The organism is Caulobacter sp. GW821-FHT09B11, assembly GCF_059418205.1.
Genome location: NZ_JBWKPK010000013.1, coordinates 11991 through 32381 on the forward strand (window position 1 = coordinate 11991; position 20391 = coordinate 32381).

Consider the following 20391-nt stretch of genomic DNA (forward strand, 5'->3'; position numbering starts at 1 on the left):
TATGTTTTCTACCGCTATGACCAAGGTCGAAACCATCGAGATCGAAACCCAGGTCGCGGATCACGTCCGCGAGCTGGCCCGTCAACGCGGGAGCAGCCTGTCCGAGGCCATCGACATCGCCGTGCGCGCGACGCTGGAACGCGACCGGCAGCGGAAGACCGACATCGATCTCGACCAGGTCGCCGCCATTGCGGCCCGCTTCCAGGCGCTCCCGGAACTGGCCCCGATGCCGTCCGACGCCGAATTCTACGACGCCGACGGCCTGCCCCGTTGATCGTCGTCGATGCTTCGGCGGTCGTCGCGATCCTGCTCGGCGAGCCCGAAGCCGTCGATTTCACCGCAAAGCTTCGCGATGAGCCCAGCCAACGCGTGATATCGAGCGTCAATTACTGGGAGGTCCTGGCGCGCGCGGAAGTGGCCAAGGGCGAGATCGGGCGACTAGAGGCGGAAAGCCTCCTGCAGGCGCTTCGGATAGAAGTATTGCCGGTGGACGCCGCCCTGACCCGCCTCGCTATCGAGGCATTCGTGCGCTTCGGTCGACGTACGCCCGCCAAGTTGAACCTCGGCGACTGCTTCGCCTACGCCCTGGCCAAGACCCACGGCGACGGCGCCCTGCTCTACAAGGGCGACGACTTCCCTCGCACCGACCTGCGCTCGGCCCTGAAAGAGGCTTGACGCCGCGCGGCCGCTCGCCAACCTCCGGCTGCAACCTCGGAGCCTCTCACCATGCCCGCCCTTCTGCTCGCGCTCGCCGTCGCCCTGCCCTCGCTGGCCGGGGATTTCGACGGCGACGGCAAGGCCGACCTGGCGAAGCTGGAGCCGCGCGGCGGGGCGCACGTGCTGGTGGTCGAGCGCGGCGCCGCGCCCGGCAAGCCCGAGACCGTCACCCTGGTGGACGACCCGGCCAATTTCTTCATCGCCGCCCAGCCGGCCGGGACCTATCCGACCACCTGCGCCAAGGATGTCGGCGCGCCCTGCGCCGCCGACGAGCCGCGCCAGGTCGAGCTGAAGGCCCCGACCCTGTCGTTCGGAACCGAGGAAGCCTCCATGGCCGTGGCGGTCTGGACCGGCGAGCGCTTCGCCGTCACCTGGCTGAACGACTGATCAGCAGCCTTTTCCGAGACCTTTTCCGGGAACCTTGACCTTCCCTGGGGCTTATTTCGCCGCAGGGACTTGGAACCTGGATCGACGCCTCTCGTGGGGCGGAGCGTCGGTCCGTTCGTCGGAACGGAGACTTCCCCATGACCTCCCGTCGTCTGGCTTGGCTGATGGCCGGCGCCGTCGCCATCACCTCGGCCGCGCCCGCCATGGCGCAGTACGAAACTCAGAGCGATAGCGCCTACCAGCAGCAATTGCAGACCTACCAGCAGCAGCGCTCGTCCTACGAGGCGCGCCGGGCCGACTACGACAGCCGCCAGGCCCAGTACGACGCCGACCGGGCCGCCTATGAGCGCGCCCGCGACGACTACGACCGCCGCTACGGTCGCGGCGCCTATGACCGCCGCTATCCCAGCGAGGCCAGCCGCTGGCGCACGCCGGCCTATCCCACCAGCGGCGACTACTACGCCGAACAGCGCCAGTTCGAGGCCGACCGCGCCGCCTACCAGCGCACGCGCGACGCCTATGACCGTCGCAACGGCCGCGGCGCCTACGACCGCCGCTACCCCGACGAAGCCCGCCGCTTCGCCACCAGCGGCCAGAGCTATGACTCCCGCGATGTCGCCGACTACGACGCCCAGCGCCGACAGTGGGAGAGCGACCGCGCCAGCTATGAGCGGGCCCGCGACGACTACGACCGCCGATACGGCCGCGGGTCCTACGACCGCCGCTATCCGGACGCGGGCGACCGCTACGAGAGCGATCCCTACGCCGGATCCGCGCCGCCGCCCGTCTACGGCGACAACACCAGGCCCTCGGGCGGAAGCTACAGCGACCCCTGCCGCGACGACGCCAAGCGCAACGCCACGGCCGGCGGGGTGATCGGCGCCCTGGCCGGGGCGGTGATCGGCTCCAACGTCGCGGCCCGCAACGCCAAGACCGAAGGCGCGGTGCTGGGAGCTGTGGTCGGCGCCGGCGCGGGCGCTGCCATCGGCAACTCGGCGGCCAAGGCCCGCTGCGACAACCGCGGCCAGTACTGGTCCTACGACGACACCGTGCCCTACCGCGAAAGCGCCGACTATCGCGACCGGGCCGGCGGCTATTCGGAATGGAACCGCTACAACGAGCGCAAGTGCCGCCTCGTGCAGGCCCCGACCGAGTACCAGGGCCGCACCGAAAGCCGCTACGTCCGCGTCTGCCCCGACAGCGACGGCCGCTACCGCGTCGACGGCTGATCCACGGCTGAGTTTTCGCGTCGGGCTCTCGACATAGAACCGACGCGGAGCTTCGGCGTTATTCCCGCAAGGGACACAGAACAACACTCTCAACGGAGGTCGCCATGCGCGCCCAAATGAAAACCCTGATCGTCGCGGTGAGCCTGGCCTTCACCGCCTCTACCGTCGCCGTCACCGTCGCCGAAGCCCAGCAGCGCCGCGAGCGCGTGCTGGTCTGCAAGAGCACCAAGAAGTCGCGCAACAAGGGCACCGTGATCGGCGGCCTCAGCGGCGGCGCGCTCGGCGCGGCCGTGGCCGGCAACGGCGCCAAGACCGAGGGCGCGATCCTCGGCGGCGTGGTCGGCGCGGTCGCCGGCAACCAGATCGCCAAGCACAATTCCAAGAAGAACTGCCACTACGAGTACCGCTACCGCTAAGCGCACGCTCACGAAGTGGTCGGAAGGCCCGCCCTCGAAAGGGGGCGGGCCTTTTCAATGGCCGTTTGCCTCGATCGACCCTGCGATCGGCCCGGGCGCGGCCGCATCGTTCAAGCCCGCCGGCGTCCCCGCGGCCATCCTCTCCCCACGCGTTCGAGCACGAGGGAGACCCATCATGGCGCAGAGCCTGACCATCCAGACCGACGACGGCAGCTTCCAGGCCCTGGTCGTGCGGCCCGACACGCCCGGTCCGGCGCCGGTGATCGTGGTCTTGCAGGAGATCTTCGGCGTCAACGCCGGCATCCGCCTGATCGCCGCCGAATACGCCGTGCAGGGCTTCATCGCCGTCTGCCCCGACCTCTTCTGGCGGGCCGAGCCGGGCCTGTCGCTGTCGGAAAACAGCGAGGAGAACTGGAAGAAGGCCCTCGACATCTACGGCGCCTACGACTTCGACAAGGGCGCGGCCGACGTGCTGAAGGTGGTCGAGGCCGCCCGCAAGCTCGACGGCGCCAGCGGCAAGGTCGGGCTGACCGGCTACTGCCTGGGCGGGCTGCTGACCTTCCTCGGCGCGGCCCGCGGCGCCCCCGACGCAGCCGTGGCCTATTACGGCGGCGGCACCGAGCGCTATGTCGGCGAGGCGGGCGGGGTTAAGGCGCCGCTGCTGATGCACCTGGCCGGCGACGACGAGTTCATCGGCCCCGAAGCCCGCGCCGCGATCGTCGAGGCCCTCGCCGGCCGCCCGAACGTCGAGGTCCACGTCTATCCCGGCCGCAACCACGCCTTCGCCCGCCCGGGCGGCAATCACTACGACAAGGCCGACGCCGAGACCGCCAACAGCCGCACCCTGGCGTTCTTCAAGGAAAAGCTGGGCTGAACAACCCACACAACCTGTGGATCAGCGGCGCAGTTCGCTTAAGCTGCGGCGCATGCTGCTCATCCGCCTGCTGTGCCTAGCCGCCCTTCTCTTCACGCCCGCGTCGGCTTCGGCGCAAGCTGCGCCCGACGCGGGTCGCAAGGCCGACGCCGAGCGGGTCCTCGCCGACCTGATGGCGGAAAGCGACGCCCTTTTCCTGCAGAACGCCGGGGGCTATTCGCCGGGAGACAACCGCGTCCTGCTCGGCGCGACCCTGCCCCGCGTCGATGGCCCCGGCCTTTGCGCCTTCGACAACTTCACGATCCTCGCCCTGCCGGCGCGGGACGCGGCCGCGCCCGGCCCGACGGCCGTCATCCGCGCCCTCGAAAGCAAAAGGCTGTACGCTCTGCTCGACGCCACCGTCTCGCCTATGGCGGACGACGAGGCCTGCGCGGCCCTGGCGCGCAAGCCGTCCCTTCGAGACGAACACATTCCCCGGACGGCGGACTTCTTTCCGGCCCCCAATCCAGGCGCGGCCCTGACCGCCGCCGCCCTGCTGCGAGGGCTCGCCGCCGACGTCGACCGGGCCAGGATCGATGGGAGCAGGATCGAAGGGGGCGCGCTACGGGCGCGCTGCGTTCGACATTGCCCGAGCGCCGAAATCGCGAAACGCCTCTTCGCGACCTCAGCGCTGCTCAGCGTCTACGACCGTCCGACCTGTCCTAAGGGGCGCGCCTGCTACATGGCGATGCTCACGTCGCAAAGGGCCGACCATCCGATCAACGCCCCAGATCCCCAGCTGTGGAAGGTCGAGTTCGCGGTCCCCTTCGGAACCCGGCAGGCGTTCGAACAGGTGACCCTGACGCAGATGCCGACCCTCTATCTGGGCGACGACGAGGTCCGGTGACGCCCGCGCTCAGTTGACGTCCGTCTTCTTGGGCGGGGCCGGCGGCAGGGCGGCGACCTTGACGCCGTCCTCCAGCAGGGCCTTGACCTCCTTGGGCGAGGCCTCGCCGTAGATGCCGCGCTCCTCGGACTTGCCCTCGTGGATGTCGCGGGCCTCCTTGGCGAAGCGGTCGCCGACATAGTCGAAGTTCTCCTCGACCTCGCGACGCACCTCGCTCATGGCGGTCATCATCATCTCGCGCATCTTGGCGTCAGGCTCTGGCGAGGATCGCTGAGCCTTCGTGCCGGCGATGGCGGGCGCCATGATCTGCTTGCGCACGCCGGTCGAGCCGCACATCGGGCACTCGACCAGACCGCGGGCGGCCTGGTCGTCATAGTCGCCCGACGAGCCGAACCAGCCTTCGAACTCGTGGCTGTGGTCACAGGCGAGGGCGTACTTGATCATGATCCTGATATGGGCTCACGGCCCGACGAATTCACGGGCGTTGGTCAGGACCGGGATGGCCGCGCGCGCCTTGTCGGCGGCCGCCAGGTCGAGATCGGCGATCAGCACGCCCGGCTCGTCGTGGTCAAGCTTGCCGATCACCTCGCCCCACGGGCCGATGGCGATCGAGCGGCCCCAGGTGCCGCGTCCGTCCTCGTGGAAGCCGCCCTGGGCGGCGGCGATGACGAACGAGCCGGTCTCGATGGCCCGGGCCCGCAGCAGGATGTCCCAGTGCGCCTCGCCGGTCGGGCGGGTGAAGGCGGCGGGCGCGGTGATCACCTTGGCGCCGGCCAGCGCAAGCGCCCGGTGCAGGGCTGGAAAGCGCATGTCGTAGCAGATGGTCAGGCCGGTCGGGCCGAGCGGCGTGTCGACCACCACCGCCCGCTCGCCCGGGGTGTAGACGGCCGATTCCCGCGCGGTCTCACCCGGCTTCCCGTTTCTTGGCGGCAGCTGCACGTCGAACATGTGCAGCTTGTCGTAGGTGGCGACGATCGCGCCTGAAGGATCGATCACGGCCTGACGATTGGCCGCCTTGCCGTCCTCGCGCAGCACCAGCGCCGAGCCGACGTCGATCCAGACGCCGTATTCCCGCGCCAGGGCCTGCAGCCCGCGCACCACCACGTCGTCCTCCAGCGGGACGAGGGTCGGCAGCAGCTTCTCCTTGTCCTTCTGCAGCACGTTGACGCCCTCGGGCGTCAGGATGAACGCAGCGCCCGCCTCGGCCGCCTGCCGCACCAGCGGCGCGACGTGCTCGAGCGCTGCGGCCTGGGTGGCCGGCGTGCGCGTCTGGACGAGACCGACTCGGACCGTGGTCATGCGGCCAGCAGCGGGTCGAGCTTGCCCTCGCGCTCCAGCGCCATCATGTCGTCGCAGCCGCCGATGTGCTGCTCGCCAACGAAGATCTGCGGGAAGGTGGCGCGGCCCGAGCGGTCGATCATCTCCTGGCGCAGCTTGGGATCCATGCCCGCCTCGATCTCGGAGAAGTCGGCGCCCTTGTCGTTGAGCAGCTTCAGGGCGCGGGCGCAGTAGCCGCAGAAGGGACGGGTGTAGATGGTGACCTTGGCCATGTCGGTTCCAAAAGCTCGGATTCCAGCCCTCATATAGGACGGGTTCGCATTTCTGTAACGCGCGCGACGACAGTCAGGTCGACAGCCGAGGCTCCGGCCGCCAGCAGGGCCCGCGCGCAGCCCTCGGCGGTGGCCCCCGTGGTCAGCACGTCGTCGACCAGCAGCACCCGCTTTCCCTCGACCAGCAGCCGCCTGCGATCGGGCACGGCGAAGGCGGCGGCGACGTTCCGGCGGCGGCCGTCGGCCGACTTTCCGCCCTGGCTGGCGGTGTCGCGCTGGCGCACCAGGGCGTCGGCCAGATAGGGCCGCCCCGCCGCGCGGGCCAGCGGCCGGGCGATCTCGGCGGCCTGATTGTAGCGGCGGCGCAGCAGCCTGGCGCGGTGCATCGGTACGGGAACAACCACGTCGGCCTCGTCAAGCAGGTCGGGCGCGGCGCGCGAGATCCAGCGGGCGAACAGGCCCGACAGGTCCGTGCGGTCGGCGTGCTTCAGCTTCAGGATCAAATCCCGCGAGTGCTCATCATAGAGGCAGGCGGCCCTGGCCCGCGCGAAGGTGCGGGGCCTGGCCAGGCACAGGGCGCACAGCGGCTCGCCCTGGTCGAACGGAAACGGCGCGCTGCAGCCGTCGCAGACCGGGCCGTCGAGAAAGACGATGCGGCTCCAGGCCCCGGCCGACAGTCCCAGCGTCAGGGCCGGCTCGCCGTCGAAGGCGCGGGGCGGCAGGATCAGGTCGAGCAGGCCCCTGCCGAGACCTGTCAGACGCGGGCCGGGTTTCCATTGCGCAAGGAAATCGCCATGTTCCGCCCGCATGACCAGTTCGCCCCTCCTCTTCGACCGCGACCTTCTCCGAGCCCGCCTCGACCGCGCCGCGCCCCACTTCGGCCAGGCCGGCTTCCTGAAGGCGCGCGCCGCCGGTGACGCAGTCATGCGGCTGGAGGCGATCCTGCGGGAGTTTCCGGTCGCCGTCGATCTCGGAAGCCGAGACGGCGCTTTCCGCGCCGCGCTGTCGGAAAGCGACGCGGCGGCAAAGATCGGCCTGCTGATCGACACCGACCTGTCGGCCCGCATGCTGGCCGGTCGCGGCGGCCCCACCGTGGTCGCCGACGAGGAGCGCCTGCCGTTCGGCGACGAGACGCTCGACCTGGTGGTCTCGACCCTGGCCCTGCACTGGACCAATGACCTCGTGGGCGCCCTGATCCAGATCCGTCGCGCCCTGCGCCCCGACGGCCTCTTCATCGGCGCCCTGTTCGGCGGGGCCACCCTGACCGAGCTTCGCCAGTCGCTGATGGCGGCCGAAGACGAGATCGCCGGCGGCGTCTCGATGCGCGTCTCGCCCTTCGCCGACACGGTCGACGCGGCGGGCCTGCTGCAACGCGCCGGCTTCACCCTGCCGGTGGCCGACGTCGACCGCGTGAAGGTGCGCTACGGCCACCCGATCGCGCTGCTTCAGGACCTGCGCCGCATGGGCGAGACCAGCGTCCTGCTCGACCGCTCGCGCAAGCCCCTGAGCCGCAAGGTGCTATTCCGCGCCCTGGAGATCTACCAGCAGCGCTTCGCCGAGGCCGACGGCCGCGTGCCGGCGACCTTCGAAATCGTCACAGCCACGGGCTGGGCGCCGCACGCCAGCCAGCAGAAGCCGCTGCGCCCGGGCTCGGCCAAGATGCGGCTGGCCGATGCGCTGGGGGTGAAGGAGCAGCCGGCGGGCGACAAGGCGGGCTGAGGCAACGTCCCCCCATGGGGGAGGTGTCGGCGAAGCCGACGGAGGGGGAAGCAGGTGCGTTTTCGTTCCTGAACTATACTCCGCCTCCCTCGCCCTTGTGGCGAGGGCCCATGCCTGCGACCGCTCAAACCTCGACCGTCCTGGCAAGGTCTGAGCGGCTGAACGATGGGTCCTGGGCACAAGGCCCAGGAAGGCGGTTTTGGTCAGGCAGACACAGATGCTCGCCCTGAGGGGACTCAGCTCACGACAAACGTCGCCGCCGCACGCGCCTTCGCGTCCTTGGCCGGCGCCACCACCACCGCGCCGTCCCGGTGGCCCAGATACCGGCCGTCCAGCGCCTGGAACGACACGCCCTTGCCGGCCAGGCCCTTCATGCGCTTGAAGACGGCGGCCTTGTCGCCCGGCTTGGCCGGCGCGATCACCGCCTTGCCGCCGACCACGCGCACGACGTGGCCCGGCTGCAGGATCGGCTCCAGAACCACCGTCCCGGCCGGTCCGGCCTTCTGGCGCAACTGGGTCGCGGCCAAGGCGCCCTCGCCCACGCTCAGGCCCTCGCCCTCGTAGCGCAGGAACGCCCCCGGCCGATCGACCGGCGAGAAGCGGTCGGGGATCTCGCCCGCCCCGGCCGGCACGCCGAAATCGGGCGTCCCGTCGGGCTTGTAGTAGAGCCGCTGCACGCGGGTGTGGCGGTTGGGGTCGAACAGCGGGTCGCCCTTGATCGCCTTGTAGTCGCGGCCGTGGAACACCAGGACGTCGCGGCCCTGCTCGTCCACCGTGAACGAGTTGTGGCCCGGTCCCCAGACGCGGGTCTCTTCCGACGACACGAAGACCGGGACCGGCGACTTGCTCCATGAAGCCTCCGACATCAGGTCGGCCTCGGCGTCGGCGGTCAGCAGGCCCAGGCAGTAGCGGTCGTCGGTGGCGCTGGCCGAATAGGCGATGAACACCTTGCCGTTGCGGATCAGCGGGGCGGCGGCCTCGGCCACCTTGAAGCCGCGGATCTCCCAGTCCAGCGTCGGCACGGTCAGGCGCACCGGCGGCCGAGCCAGCGTGGTCGGCGTGGCCAGGGGCGCCAGGTAGAGATTGCTGTTGGTGTCGATCCCCGGCTCCTTCTGCGCCCAGCAGAAGTAGCGCACGCCCTTGTGGACGAAGCTGGTGGAGTCGAGGGTGAAGGTGTCCCACGGCGTCTCGACCTTGCCCAGCAGGGTCCACTTGCCGGTCAGGTCGTCGGGGCCGTCGCAGCGCAGGGCGTAGGTGCGGATGCGGAACGGCTGGTCCTTGTCGCCGGCGGCGAAATACATGTGCCAGGCGCCGTCCAGCCAGTGCAGTTCGGGCGCCCAGATATAGCCGCCCAGCTTGCCTTCCGTCGGCCGCCGCCAGATCACCGTTTCGTCGGCCGTGGCGAAGCCGGCCAGGGTGCGCGAGCGGCGGATGATCAGCCGGTCGTACTCGGGCACCGAGCCCGTCAGGTAGTAATAGCCGTCGGTGTGCTTGAAGACCTGGGCGTCGGCCCGCTGGCGGACGACCGGATTGAGCAGCGGCGCCGGCTCGGCGGCCCCGGCGGTCCCAGCGGCGTAGCCGCCGACGCTCAGGGCCCCGGCGCCGGCCAGCATGGCCCGCCGCGAAGGCTTCAGGTCGAAAGTCTCCACGGTCGTCTTCTCCCAGCCTGCTCGCGTTTATCGCGATTTGTCTGAGTTAAAGCACATCCCGTAGCCAGGCCACCAGGGGAATATCGGCCGGCGGCATCTCGTAGTCGCTCAATTTGTCAGGCTTTACCCAGGCCATGGCCTTGTGCTCGCGCGCCGTCACCAGCCCCTCCCAGCGCCGCAGCAGATAGAGCGGCATCAAGAGGTGGAACTTCTCGTAGGTGTGCGAGGCGAAGACGAAGGGCGCCAGGCACGCCTGGGCCACGGTGATCCCCAGTTCCTCGTGCAGTTCGCGGATCAGGCACTGCTCGGGCGTCTCGCCCGTCTCGACCTTGCCGCCGGGAAATTCCCACAGCCCGGCCAGCGACTTGCCCTCGGGGCGCTGGCAGATCAGCACCCGCCCGTCGACGTCGATCAGGGCGGCGGCGGCGACCAGGACGATGGGGCGGTCGGTCGGAGGGGCGGCGGGCGTGCTCATGCCCGATCCATCGCGGGCTTCGCCGGGGTTGGCAACGCTTTTGGGGCAACTTTGGCGACGCGACGAGCGTTGCCTCTGGGCTATTCAAAGGAGGAACGCCATGGCCGTCGACGATCGTCTGGTGAAGAGCGGCGACCTGATCGGAACGCCGGTCACCGACGCCAAGGGCCACAAGCTGGGCGTCATCCGCGAGGTGTTCGTCGACCGCGACGCCGGCATCGGCCGCTATGTCGCCGTCGAGCCGGCCGGCCTGTTCAGCGGCGGCAAGTACCATCCCCTGCCCTGGCGCGTGCTGACCTTCGACGACAAGGCCGAGGCCTACGCCGTCGAGATCACCAAGGACCGCTTCAAGGACAGCCCCGCCTACGACCGCGACCAGCTGGCCAAACCTTCCCACGGCTGGGCCGAGCAGGTGGAGCGGTATTTCGAGGGGTGAAGGCGAGCCCCGTCCCTAAACTCCAGTCCTAAAATCCAGTCCTAAACTCCCGTCATTCCCGCCCTTGTGGCGGGAACCCCTCTGTCAGCCGCAGGTGCAGGAGGGGCGGCGTGCTCAGCACGCCGCTTGCGCCGTCCGTGCGAGCGGAACCAGGGTTTCCCGCCACAAGAGCGGGAATGACGGGAAGGTAGGGGGCTGGAGCCTCACCCCACCTTCACCGAGCCCAGCACCGTCTCCACCTCCGGCAGTTCGGCGGCGAAGTAGTGTTCGCTGGGGGCCAGGAACAGCACGACGTAGAGCTTGCCGTTCAACTCGGCCACCTGGGCGGCGCCGGAAATGTCGAGGCCTTCCTTGGTCTTGGCCTTCAGGTCGAAGCGCAGGCCGTCGGCCGAGCCCACCTTGGCCGGACGCAGGTTGTCGGTCTCGACGCGCTGGTATTCCAGGGCCGCGACGCTGTCGGTGACGAACTCGACCAGTTCGGTCGGGGCCATGCCGGCGCGGTAGGTCGGGGTCGGGCGTTCCTTGGCGGTCGGCTTGACCATGAACTCGCCGGGCGCGAGACCGTCGGTCAGGTAGAGGCGGTTCAGCAGCGGGCCGTCCATCGACAGCAGGCGCACCTTGGCCGGGCGGGCGAACATGATGGCGCTGATGTCCGACCATTCGTGGCCGAGGGTCACGGTCGCCGTCCCCACCTTGTAGGGACCGGCCGGGGCCGAGGTGACGCTGACGCAGGCCGACAGGCTCATGACCAGAGCGGAGGCGGCCAGCAGGCGAACGACGTTGGTGCGGATCATGTCGCGCTTCCTTCGGAGAGTTTCTTGAGGCTGGCCTCGACCAGCCAGCGGTCCTGCGCCTGGGGGGCGCGGGCGAGATAGGTTTCGTAGGCGGTCCTGGCGGCCGGGCGGTCGCCGGCCTGCAGGGCCAGGTCGCCCAGGCTGCGCCAGGCGGCGACCGGGGCGTCGGGATAGGTTCCGGCCTGGGCGTAAGCCTTGCGGGCCAGCTCCAGGTCGCCCTCGCCGCGCCGCTGGCGATAGGCCTCGGCGCGGTAGAAGGTCAGCAGGCCCTGGTCCTCGCCCTCGGCCGCCAGATGGTCGATCAGGGCCAGGCTCTGGCCGTAGTCGCGCCGGCGCAGGTCGTCCTTCAGCCAGGCCGCCAGGTGCGGCCGGATGACGGCGCGATAGGCCTTGCGGTCGGCCGTGCTGGCCTTGGTCGGCGTCTTGGCGGCCAGGTCGTCCAGCGCCTTGACCCGGTCGGCGCTGACCGGGTGGGTGCTGAAGATGTTGGCCCGGGCTTCCTGGTCGCGCACGCGCTTGAAGCTCGACGATCCGGTCTCGGCGATCAGCGAGCGCCACAGGGTCGCCCCGGCGGCCGGGTCGTAGCCGGCGGCCACGGCCCGATTGAAACCCAGGCCGTCGGCCTCGACCTCGTTCTCGCGCGAATAGCCGAAATAGGCGGCCAGCTGGCCCAGATAGAGCAGGTCGTTCAGCGCGCCGGCCGCGCGCATGATGTCGCTGGCGCCCTGGGCCGAGCCGGCGTTGACCGCCGCCCCCATGGCCACGGCCGCCACGGCGAACTGCAGGGCCATGGTCGCCCCCAGCCGCGCCTTCAGCGCCCGGAACGACTCGATCGAATGGTTCTCGGCGAAGTGGCCGACCTCGTGACCCAGCACGAAGGCCAGCTCGTCCTCGCTCTGCACCCGCAGCAGCAGGCCCGACCACACCTCGCCATAGCCGTTGGGGGCCATCTGGGCGTTGAAGAACGGCCGGTCCATCACATAGACCCGGATGTCGCCCTGGTACTCGGGCGCCAGCTTGGCGACGACGCCGGTCACATAGGCGTTGAGCGCCGGGTCGCGGTTGCGCTCGGCCGATTGGCGGGCCGCCAGCTCGGCCTTTTCGGACAGCGCCCAGATGCCGCCCTCGTCGGAGGTGTCGGCCGGGCGCAGGTGCGGGGCGCGGGGTTGGGCGCCCGCCGGCGCGGCCGCCAGGACGGCGGCGGCCAGCAGGGCCAGGCCCTTCGCCCGCGGGCGAAGGACGCGGGGCATCAGAGCGGCGCGTCCTTCAGCAGGGCCTTGGCGAAGGTCTCCGCGCCCTCGGGGGAGCGCATGTCGGAGTCCGTGCCGGCCACGGCGACGTTGAACCACACCACCTTGCCGGTCTTCAGATCGACCAGCGAGGTGAAGGCGTACTGCTGGGCCAGCGGCATGCTGACGCCCAGCAGGGCCGCGCCGACCATGGCCGCCTTGCGCCCGCCGCTCGAATAGGCGCCGCGGCCGTAGGTGAACAGGGCGTAGTCGGCGTCATAGGCCTGGGCCAGGGTCTGGGCGCCGTTCCCGAGCGTCCAGTCGAAGCTCTTCTTGGTCGGCAGCGAATAGAGGCCGTAGTTGAAGCCGCGGATCGAGTTGCCGACGGCCTCGTGCAGGCGCAGCAGCTGCAGGGCGCGCGGATCGTCGACGGTGGTCGGGTCCAGCGAGCGGAAGACGTGCGACTTGGCCGTCGCGGCCTCTTCCAGTTCGCGCTTGATGTTGCCGCGGGCCTGGCTCGACCAGTCGGCGCGCGCCTCCTGGATGCCGGTCACGGTCAGCAGGCCAAGCTCGATGTCCGGCTGGACGATCAGGATCTTGGCGCCGGCGGCCGGCTTGGTCGGCGACTTGTCGGCGAGACGGGTGTTGGTCGTGGTGCAGGCGGCCAGAAACAGGCACGCCGTGATGGCGACGCTACGGAAAACGGACACGGATAAGCCCCCAGAGATACCCCGACTGTTTCACCCCTGAAACAGTCGCCCGCACGCTAGCGTTGCTATAGCGGTTCGTCGAGGGCAATCTTGGCGAGAGCGGCGCCCAACTCCTCCACCATCTCCGGCGTGGTCGCCCACGAGCACATGAAGCGCGCCGAACCGTCGAGGAACCGGTAGACGAACCAGCCCTCGCCGCGCAGCCGCTCGAGGGCCGCATCGCTCATCTCGACGAACAGGCCGTTGGCCTCCACGGGGTGCAGGATCGGATAGGGCATCAGCGCCGCCAGCTTCCGGGCCATGGCGTTGGCGTGCGCCGCGCGGGTCGCCCAGGGGCCGGTTCCGCCGGTCTCGTCCAGCAAACCGAGCCACGGCGCGGCCAGGAACCGGCCCTTGGAAACCAGTTGGCCGGCGTGCTTGATCCGCGAGTCCAGGCGGCGGCGGTGCTCGGGTTTGAGGAACACCACCGCCTCGGTCGGGGTCGAGCCGGCCTTGGTCCCGCCCATGACCAGGATGTCGACGCCCAGGCGCTTTACGGCCTTGAGGTCGAAGCCCGCCGCCACGGCGTTGGCCAGCCGCGCGCCGTCCAGGTGCACGCCGTAGCCCCTGGCCTTGACCGGATCGATCAAAGCCTCGAGAGCGGCCTCCGAATAGACCGTTCCGTACTCGGTGGCCGTGGTCAGCGACAGGGCCGCCGCCGGCTGGCGGTAGGAGACGTCGGGCTGGGCCAGGGCCGCTTCCAGCGCCGAAAGCTCGATCTTGCCCGAGGCGCCCGGCAGGCCGATCAGGCCCACGCCCTGGCCGAAGAAGCCCGGCGCGCCGGTCTCGTCGGTGCAGATGTGGGCGTGCTCGTGGGCCAGCACCGCCTCGTGCGGCGAGGCCAGCAGGGTCAGGGCGAAGGCGTTGGCGGCCGTGCCCGACGGCATGAACTTCACCTCGGCGTCGGCGTCGAGCGCCGCGCGGATGCGGTCGCCGGCCGCCTGGCTGACATGGTCGGTCCCATAGCCCGACGCCGTACCGGCGTTGGCCGCCAGCAGCGCCTCCATCACCTCGGGCATGGCCCCGGCGACGTTGTCGGAAGCGAAGTCGTAGCGGGCCATGGACGGATCACTCAGCGGAAGGAACGAGCCGTCTCGATGCCGCCCCGCCGCGGCCTTTTCAAGGGCGGTCTTCTCAAGTTTTGACGCGCCAGGAGACCAGGGCGACGCGGTTATCGGCCGAGGGACCGGCGACATCGACCACAAGCCCCAGGCCAGGCCGCGCCCTCGCCCGTCCCGGCGCCTTGTCGAGTTCGCCGAACACCTGGGCGACGAATTGCGCCCGTTGCAGCGCCAGATCCCTGAAGCCCTGCAGCCGCTCGGCCTCGTCGATATGGCCGGCGACGCGGACAGTGTCGCCGTTGCGAGGGTTCGGGCGGTTCTGGAAGGCGCGGACCACCGACTGGATCTCGTCCCAGTCCATGCCCTGGGAATCGGCGCGCCCCGGCGTGAAATGCACCGCGAGCGGCTTGCTCCAGCCCACCTCGGCCGCCGCGACGGCCGGAGTCGCGGCCAGACCTGCCGCCCCGATGATGAATGTCCGTCGCTGCATGCGCCCCTCCCCTTCACGGTGAAGGTCGGGCGCGCGCAACCTGACGTCAAGCCGGCCCGTCAGGCGATCTGGGCGGCCCGCAGCGCCCGGATCTTCGGCCACAGCATGTTGACCGCCAGGCCGGCCAGCACCAGGCCCGCCGCCAGCAGCTTCCAGCCGGGCAGGCCCTCGTGCAGCAGCAGCGCCGAGGCGCCCATGCCGAACACCGGCACCAGCAGCGCCATCGGCGTGATGGTCGCGGCCGGATGGCGCGCCAGCAGCCAGCCCCAGCAGGCGAAGCCGAACATGGTGTTGCCCACCGACTGCCACAGCACCGCGCCCCAGGTCGCCAGGTCCGCCGCCTTCACGCCCGCCACCATGGCCGGCCAGCCTTCCAGCAACAGGGCCATGGCCAACAGCGGCGGGATCGAGAACAGGCTGGCCCAGACCACGTAGGCCAGCATGTTGACCGGCCCGGCCGCCCGGGCGGTGACGTTGCCGCCGGCCCAGCTCAGCGCCGCCAGCAAAACGAGCAGCAGGCCGAACGGCGTCACGGTCGAGGCGTCGGCATGCAGGGCGATGACCACGATCCCGGCCACCGCCAGTGCCAGCGCGCCCCATTGGAAAAGCTGCACCCGCTCGCCCGACAGCCGCATGGCCAGGCCGATGGTGAAGAACACCTGGGTCTGCATCAGCAGCGAGGCCAGCCCCGGCGAGATGTGGCCCTTCATGGCCACGAACAGCAGGCCGAACTGCCCCGCCCCGATCAGCACGCCATAGGCCGCAAGGTTTCTCCAGGCGACCGCCGGCTTCTTGATGAAGAACACCAGCGGCAGCAGCACGAAGGTGAAGCGCAGGGTCGCGAAGGTCAGCGGCGGCAGGTGGTTCAGCGCCTGGCGGATGACCACGAAGTTCGTGCCCCACACCGCCACCACCGCCAGGGCCAGCAGGAAATGGCGAAGCGGCAGGGAACTGGGCATGGGGGACTCCTCGGACGGCCCTAACTAGGCCTTGCCAATGCTTGAGGGAACCGACGGCGGGGCCAGAAGCGTCCCCTTTTTCTCCGTGCGTCCCCGCGAAGGCGGGGATCCAAGCCGAACTGGCGACCGTGCATGCATTAGGCGCTCCATCCGGACGGCCGGTTCGCAGCGGAAAGTCAGCTTGGGTCCCCGCCTTCGCGGGGATTTGACGGATGAGGTGTACGCGGTCGCCACAAGGCGCGCGCCACATCGTCCGACCGCTGAATATTCAGCCCGCAACCTCACAGTAAACGCGCCCGCAATCACTGTGACACCGCCATGAAGTTTTCGCGAAACCTGGAGCCCGCACGGTCAAGTTTAGCACCTCGTTAGGTGTGAAACCGTCATTCCCCCTCGCGAGTGGAGGGCGTATTCCGATGTTCACCTTGCGCGACACGGTTTCTTCCTTAGCCCCGGCGCGGGCGGAAGACCTGGGCAAGACCTTGTACGAACGGTTCCGTGAGGAGCCGGACACCCTGATCGTCCCGGTGCTGGACGCCGACGACCGCCCCGTGGGCCTGGTCGAGCGCAACGCCTTCTTCCTGCGCATGGCCGCCGAGTACGGCCGCGCCCTCTACGCCAACCGGCCGATCGAGGTGCTGATGGATTCAGAGCCGCTGGTCGTCGAGGCCGACGTCGAGCTGGCCGCCTTCACCAGCGACAGCCTGTCCTACCGGGCGTCCGACCTGCTGCGCGGCTTCATCGTCACCGACGGCGGGCGCTATCTGGGCGTCGGCACGGTGATCGGCCTCTTGCAGGCCACCAGCGAGACCAACCGCCAGAACCTGCACGCCCTGGCAGAGGCCAAGGCCGACGAGGAGCGCGCCCGCACCTTCATGAGCGCGGTCGTCGAGTCCATTCCCTCGATGGTGTTCGTCAAGCGCGCCGACGACCAGAGCTACGTCCTGCTCAACCGGGCCGGCGAGAAGATCCTCGGCTATTCGCGTGAGGAGATGATCGGCCGCACCGACGACGACTTCTACGATCCGATCCAGGCGGCGATCTATCACGCCCGCGACGCCGAGGTGATCCGCTCGGGCGACATAAAGGTGATCGAGGAAGACCTGATCCCGCGCAAGGACGGCGCGACCGCCATCCTGCGCACCAAGAAGATCGCCATTCTCGACGCCGAGGGCCGTCCCGAATACCTGCTGGGCATCTCGGAAGACATCGCCGAGCGCAAGCGGGCCGAGGCCCAGATCGCGCGCCTGGCCCACTATGATCCGCTGACCGAGCTGCCCAACCGCCTGCTGTTCCAGAAGGACCTGTCCGACGCCCTGGCCCGCGCCGCGCGGCGCGAGGACCTGGTGGCCGTGCACTGCGTCGACCTGGACCGCTTCAAGGTGGTCAACGACACCCTGGGCCATCCGGTCGGCGACGCCCTGCTGAAGGCCGCCGCAGAGCGCCTGCGCGGCTGCGTGCGCGAGGGCGACACCGTGGCCCGCCTGGGCGGCGACGAGTTCGCCGTGGTCCAGACCGGCCTCAACGACCTGACCGGCGCCACGCGCCTGGCCGCCCGCATCGTCGAGGCCCTGGAGGCCCCGTTCGACCTGCGCGGCCACCAGGTGGTGATCGGCGGCAGCGTCGGCGTGGCGGTCTCGCCCGACGACGGCCTCGACAGCGACGAGCTGCTCAAGAAGGCCGACATGGCCCTCTACCGCGCCAAGGCCGACGGCAAGGGCACCTTCCACTTCTTCGAACGGGCCATGGACGAGCAGCTTCAGGCTCGCCGGGCCCTGGAGCTGGACCTGCGCCGCGCCCTGGCCGAGGGCCAGTTCGAACTCTTCTACCAGCCGCTGTTCGACCTCGAGGCCGACCGGGTCACCGGCTGCGAGGCGCTGCTGCGCTGGCGCCATCCCGAGCGCGGCATGGTCTCGCCGGGCGAGTTCATTCCGCTGGCCGAGGAGATCGGCCTGATCGGCGCCCTGGGCGACTGGGTGCTGCGCGCCGCCTGCGACGAGGCCGCCCGCTGGCCCCAGCACGTGCGCCTGGCGGTGAACCTGTCGCCCGCCCAGTTCCGCGACCGCCGCCTGGCCGCCACCGTGGTCCAGGCCCTGGCCGCCTCGGGCCTGGCCGCCGAGCGGCTGGAGCTGGAGATCACCGAGAGCGTCCTGCTGCAGGACAGCGCCCAGAACACCGCCATATTGCACGACCTCAAGGCCCTGGGCGTGCGCATCTCGATGGACGACTTCGGCACGGGCTACAGCTCGCTGAGCTATCTGCGCAGCTTCCCGTTCGACAAGATCAAGATCGACCAGACCTTCGTGCGCGACATCCTCGACGACGCCGACGCCCTGGCCATCATCAAGGCCGTGCTCGACCTCGGCGCCAGCCTGGGCATCACCACCACCGCCGAGGGCGTGGAGTCCGAGGAACAGCTGCACGAACTGCGCCGCCAGGGCTGCGGCGAGATCCAGGGCTACTTCATCAGCCGTCCCAAGCCGGCGGTGGAGATCGCGGCGCTGCTGGGGGTGGAGGCCGCCACGCCGCGCGGGCTGTCGGAGGTGGTGGCGTTTTCGGCGATGAGGCCCGTCGAACCGACCAGCGAGGCGCAAAGGGCGACGGGGTGACCATCAAAGGAACCTCCCCCCGTGGGGGAGGTGATCGCGAAGCGATCGGTGGGGGGAGTGGTTGCGGACCCCGCCGCCGCCTCGAAAGCTGAAAACGTCCCCCCACCGGCCTCCGGCCGCCTCCCCCACGGGGGGAGGTTCCTCGCGCTTCAGCCGCGCCAAACCACCGCAACCCCTTGCCTTTCAAGGCCCGCTCTTGACTTCGCACTTGCGATATCCGATATGAGCCTCGCGCCCATAGGCGCTATTGGCGCTCCAGCCGCGTGACGGACCCCAGCGGGTTCAGCCTGTCGAGCGCCCTGAAAGCTTCTCATAGACCGCCCGTATCACGCGGGGCGCTCCCCACCGACCCGCCGCCAGGCGAGCCGTGCGAGGACCGCGCGCGCCGTCTCGCGACCGTATGAAAGATACGTCCGTAGTGACTCAATTCACTGATCTTGGCCTGGCCAAGCCGATCCTCAAGGCCCTGGCCGACAAGGGCTACACCCAGCCCACCCCGATCCAGGCGCAAGCCATCCCCGTCGTCATGAAGGGCCGCGACCTCCTGGGCATCGCCCAGACCGGCACCGGCAAGACCGCCGCCTTCGCCCTGCCGATCCTGCACCGCCTGGCCGAGGACCGCCGTCCGGCCCCGCGCCGCGGCTTCCGCTGCCTGGTCCTCTCCCCGACCCGCGAACTGGCCACCCAGATCGCCGACAACTTCAAGGCCTACGCCGCCCACCTGGGCCTCTCGGTCGCCACCATCTTCGGCGGCGTGAAGTACGGCCCGCAGATGCGCGCCCTGGCCGCCGGCGTCGACGTCGTCGTCGCCACCCCGGGCCGCCTGATGGACCACCTGGGCGAAAAGAGCGCCACCCTCGGCGGCGTCGAGATCTTCGTGCTCGACGAAGCCGACCAGATGCTCGACCTCGGCTTCGTGGTGCCGATCCGCAAGATCGCCAGCCAGCTGCCCAAGGACCGCCAGAACCTGTTCTTCTCGGCCACCATGCCCAGCGAGATCGGCAAGCTGGCCGGCGAGCTGCTGAAAGACCCGGCCTCGGTGTCGATCACCCCGCAGGCCACCACGGTCGAGCGCATCGACCAGTCGCTGATCTACATCGAAGCCCAGCGCAAGCGCCCGCTGCTGGCCGAACTGCTGGCCGACCGCAGCGTCGAGCGCTCGATCGTCTTCACCCGCACCAAGCGCGGCGCCGACCGCGTGGCCAAGTACCTGACCGCCGCCGGCATCGAGGCCGCCTCGATCCACGGCGACAAGACGCAAGGCCAGCGCGAGCGCGCTCTCGCCGCCTTCAAGGCCGGCGAGGTCAAGGCCCTGGTCGCGACCGACATCGCCGCCCGCGGCATCGACGTCAACGACATCAGCCACGTCTTCAACTACGAGCTGCCCAACGTGCCGGAGGCCTATGTCCACCGGATCGGCCGCACCGCCCGCAAGGGCAAGGACGGCGTCGCCATCAGCTTCTGCTCGGACGACGAGCGCAGCCTGCTGAAGGACATCGAGAAGGCCACCCGCCAGAAGATCCCGTCCTTCGACCGCCGCAACGACAAGGCCCTGGCGGCCGCCGCGGCCGTCGCCGACAAGCTGGCCCCGGCCGAGAAGTACGTCGATCCGCGCAAGGCCGACCCGCGCAACAACGTGCCGTCGGAACTGCGCCGCAAGCGCAACCGTAACGGCGCCCAGGGCAAGGGCGGCCAAGGCGGCGGTCAGCGGGACGGCCAACGGGATGGTCAGGGCGGCGGCGAAGGCCGTCAGGGCCAGGGCCGCAACGGCGGCGGCCGTAACGGCGGTCGCGGCGCCCAGGGCGGCGGTCAGGGCCGGGGCGGCCAGCAGGCCGCCGGCGGCGCCAAGCAGGGCGGCGACTTCCGCGGCCCCAAGCGCGGCGGCGTCCAGACGGTCGAAACCCGCTGGAGCCCGATCGACTGATCGGCCTGAACTGACCTGAAGATATCGGCCGCCTTCCTCCGGGAAGGCGGCCTTTTCTTTGCCGGCCCGCCCATCCTCCGCCGCCTCCTGGGTCGAGCCCGGTCGCCCCTCCGACGAAAACCACAACCCTGGGCCGCTCCCTACTGCGACGCTTGCGCGCAGGGTGGTCCCTCGACCCTTGCAACCCGTTCAGCCCTCAGATCATTGTTCGCCCGGACCCGGCTTTAGGGGAGCCGGT

The 20391-nt window shown here is 70.0% G+C and carries 23 protein-coding genes; 11 read left to right on the plus strand and 12 right to left on the minus strand.

Annotation, left to right across the window (positions count from 1 at the left end; translation table 11 throughout):
* Position 1 precedes the first annotated feature (1 nt).
* The 7 genes from AC07N1_RS11450 to AC07N1_RS11480 all read left to right on the plus strand — a co-directional run bounded on the left by AC07N1_RS11450 (position 2) and on the right by AC07N1_RS11480 (position 4509).
* Positions 2 to 274: a type II toxin-antitoxin system VapB family antitoxin gene (locus tag AC07N1_RS11450; RefSeq protein WP_494671931.1), complete on the plus strand. Its 273-nt coding sequence runs from the start codon at positions 2 to 4 to the stop codon at positions 272 to 274.
* A complete protein-coding gene (locus tag AC07N1_RS11455; protein ID WP_494671932.1) occupies positions 271 to 675 on the plus strand; it encodes a type II toxin-antitoxin system VapC family toxin in 405 nt (134 codons plus the stop codon). Before AC07N1_RS11450 ends, AC07N1_RS11455 begins: the two co-directional genes overlap by 4 nt.
* Positions 676 to 726: 51 nt before the next feature.
* Positions 727 to 1104 (plus strand): hypothetical protein, encoded by a 378-nt coding sequence (locus tag AC07N1_RS11460; protein WP_494671933.1) that lies wholly within the window; start codon positions 727 to 729, stop codon positions 1102 to 1104.
* Between the two features lie 137 nt (positions 1105 to 1241).
* A complete protein-coding gene (locus tag AC07N1_RS11465) occupies positions 1242 to 2333 on the plus strand; it encodes a glycine zipper 2TM domain-containing protein (RefSeq protein ID WP_494671934.1) in 1092 nt (363 codons plus the stop codon).
* A gap of 104 nt (positions 2334 to 2437) precedes the next feature.
* Positions 2438 to 2749 carry a glycine zipper 2TM domain-containing protein gene (locus AC07N1_RS11470; protein WP_487288085.1) on the plus strand — a complete coding sequence of 104 codons (312 nt, stop codon included), beginning with the start codon at positions 2438 to 2440 and terminating at the stop codon, positions 2747 to 2749.
* A 175-nt stretch (positions 2750 to 2924) separates the two neighbouring features.
* Positions 2925 to 3623: a dienelactone hydrolase family protein gene (locus tag AC07N1_RS11475; RefSeq protein ID WP_494671935.1), complete on the plus strand. Its 699-nt coding sequence runs from the start codon at positions 2925 to 2927 to the stop codon at positions 3621 to 3623.
* Between the two features lie 16 nt (positions 3624 to 3639).
* A complete protein-coding gene (locus AC07N1_RS11480) occupies positions 3640 to 4509 on the plus strand; it encodes a hypothetical protein (protein WP_494671936.1) in 870 nt (289 codons plus the stop codon).
* A gap of 9 nt (positions 4510 to 4518) precedes the next feature.
* Here AC07N1_RS11480 and AC07N1_RS11485 read toward each other — a convergent pair whose 3' ends face one another.
* Genes AC07N1_RS11485 through AC07N1_RS11500 form a run of 4 tightly spaced genes read right to left on the minus strand, consistent with a single transcriptional unit; the run spans position 4519 to position 6868 of the window.
* A complete protein-coding gene (locus AC07N1_RS11485; RefSeq protein WP_494671937.1) occupies positions 4519 to 4953 on the minus strand; it encodes a DUF1178 family protein in 435 nt (144 codons plus the stop codon).
* 15 nt (positions 4954 to 4968) lie between these two features.
* Positions 4969 to 5808, minus strand: coding sequence for a carbon-nitrogen hydrolase family protein (locus tag AC07N1_RS11490; RefSeq protein WP_494671938.1), 840 nt, complete (start codon positions 5806 to 5808; stop codon positions 4969 to 4971).
* Entirely contained in the window at positions 5805 to 6059 is a 255-nt protein-coding gene (gene grxC, locus AC07N1_RS11495) for a glutaredoxin 3 (RefSeq protein ID WP_110120192.1), read from the minus strand. The genes AC07N1_RS11490 and grxC overlap by 4 nt, the downstream gene beginning before the upstream one ends.
* Before the next feature lie 29 nt (positions 6060 to 6088).
* Positions 6089 to 6868, minus strand: coding sequence for a ComF family protein (locus tag AC07N1_RS11500; protein WP_494671939.1), 780 nt, complete (start codon positions 6866 to 6868; stop codon positions 6089 to 6091).
* Between AC07N1_RS11500 and AC07N1_RS11505 the strand changes: the two genes are divergently transcribed.
* Positions 6867 to 7778, plus strand: coding sequence for a methyltransferase domain-containing protein (locus tag AC07N1_RS11505; RefSeq protein ID WP_494671940.1), 912 nt, complete (start codon positions 6867 to 6869; stop codon positions 7776 to 7778). The genes AC07N1_RS11500 and AC07N1_RS11505 overlap by 2 nt on opposite strands.
* Positions 7779 to 8014: 236 nt before the next feature.
* On the opposite strand, the gene AC07N1_RS11510 is transcribed toward AC07N1_RS11505, so the two are convergent.
* On the minus strand, positions 8015 to 9427 hold the full coding sequence (locus AC07N1_RS11510) for a family 43 glycosylhydrolase (protein ID WP_494671941.1): 1413 nt from the start codon (positions 9425 to 9427) through the stop codon (positions 8015 to 8017).
* 46 nt (positions 9428 to 9473) lie between these two features.
* Entirely contained in the window at positions 9474 to 9902 is a 429-nt protein-coding gene (gene mutT / locus AC07N1_RS11515) for an 8-oxo-dGTP diphosphatase MutT (protein WP_494671942.1), read from the minus strand.
* A gap of 100 nt (positions 9903 to 10002) precedes the next feature.
* Between mutT and AC07N1_RS11520 the strand changes: the two genes are divergently transcribed.
* Positions 10003 to 10338 carry a PRC-barrel domain-containing protein gene (locus tag AC07N1_RS11520; protein WP_494671943.1) on the plus strand — a complete coding sequence of 112 codons (336 nt, stop codon included), beginning with the start codon at positions 10003 to 10005 and terminating at the stop codon, positions 10336 to 10338.
* A 203-nt stretch (positions 10339 to 10541) separates the two neighbouring features.
* Here AC07N1_RS11520 and AC07N1_RS11525 read toward each other — a convergent pair whose 3' ends face one another.
* The 6 genes from AC07N1_RS11525 to AC07N1_RS11550 form a co-directional block, all read right to left on the minus strand.
* On the minus strand, positions 10542 to 11132 hold the full coding sequence (locus AC07N1_RS11525) for a hypothetical protein (RefSeq protein WP_494671944.1): 591 nt from the start codon (positions 11130 to 11132) through the stop codon (positions 10542 to 10544).
* Complete coding sequence (locus tag AC07N1_RS11530; RefSeq protein WP_494671945.1) at positions 11129 to 12382, minus strand: M48 family metalloprotease; 1254 nt, start codon at positions 12380 to 12382, stop codon at positions 11129 to 11131. Before AC07N1_RS11530 ends, AC07N1_RS11525 begins: the two co-directional genes overlap by 4 nt.
* Positions 12382 to 13071: a hypothetical protein gene (locus AC07N1_RS11535; RefSeq protein ID WP_494671946.1), complete on the minus strand. Its 690-nt coding sequence runs from the start codon at positions 13069 to 13071 to the stop codon at positions 12382 to 12384. Before AC07N1_RS11535 ends, AC07N1_RS11530 begins: the two co-directional genes overlap by 1 nt.
* Positions 13072 to 13136: 65 nt before the next feature.
* Positions 13137 to 14171 (minus strand): threonine aldolase family protein, encoded by a 1035-nt coding sequence (locus AC07N1_RS11540; protein WP_494671947.1) that lies wholly within the window; start codon positions 14169 to 14171, stop codon positions 13137 to 13139.
* Positions 14172 to 14244: 73 nt separating this feature from the next.
* Entirely contained in the window at positions 14245 to 14661 is a 417-nt protein-coding gene (locus AC07N1_RS11545; protein ID WP_494671948.1) for a hypothetical protein, read from the minus strand.
* Positions 14662 to 14720: 59 nt separating this feature from the next.
* Complete coding sequence (locus AC07N1_RS11550; RefSeq protein WP_494671949.1) at positions 14721 to 15620, minus strand: EamA family transporter; 900 nt, start codon at positions 15618 to 15620, stop codon at positions 14721 to 14723.
* 416 nt (positions 15621 to 16036) lie between these two features.
* On the opposite strand from AC07N1_RS11550, the gene AC07N1_RS11555 reads away from it, so the two are divergent.
* Both AC07N1_RS11555 and AC07N1_RS11560 read left to right on the plus strand, forming a co-directional pair.
* A complete protein-coding gene (locus AC07N1_RS11555; protein WP_494671950.1) occupies positions 16037 to 18229 on the plus strand; it encodes a putative bifunctional diguanylate cyclase/phosphodiesterase in 2193 nt (730 codons plus the stop codon).
* A gap of 418 nt (positions 18230 to 18647) precedes the next feature.
* On the plus strand, positions 18648 to 20153 hold the full coding sequence (locus AC07N1_RS11560) for a DEAD/DEAH box helicase (RefSeq protein ID WP_494671951.1): 1506 nt from the start codon (positions 18648 to 18650) through the stop codon (positions 20151 to 20153).
* Positions 20154 to 20391: the final 238 nt, after the last annotated feature.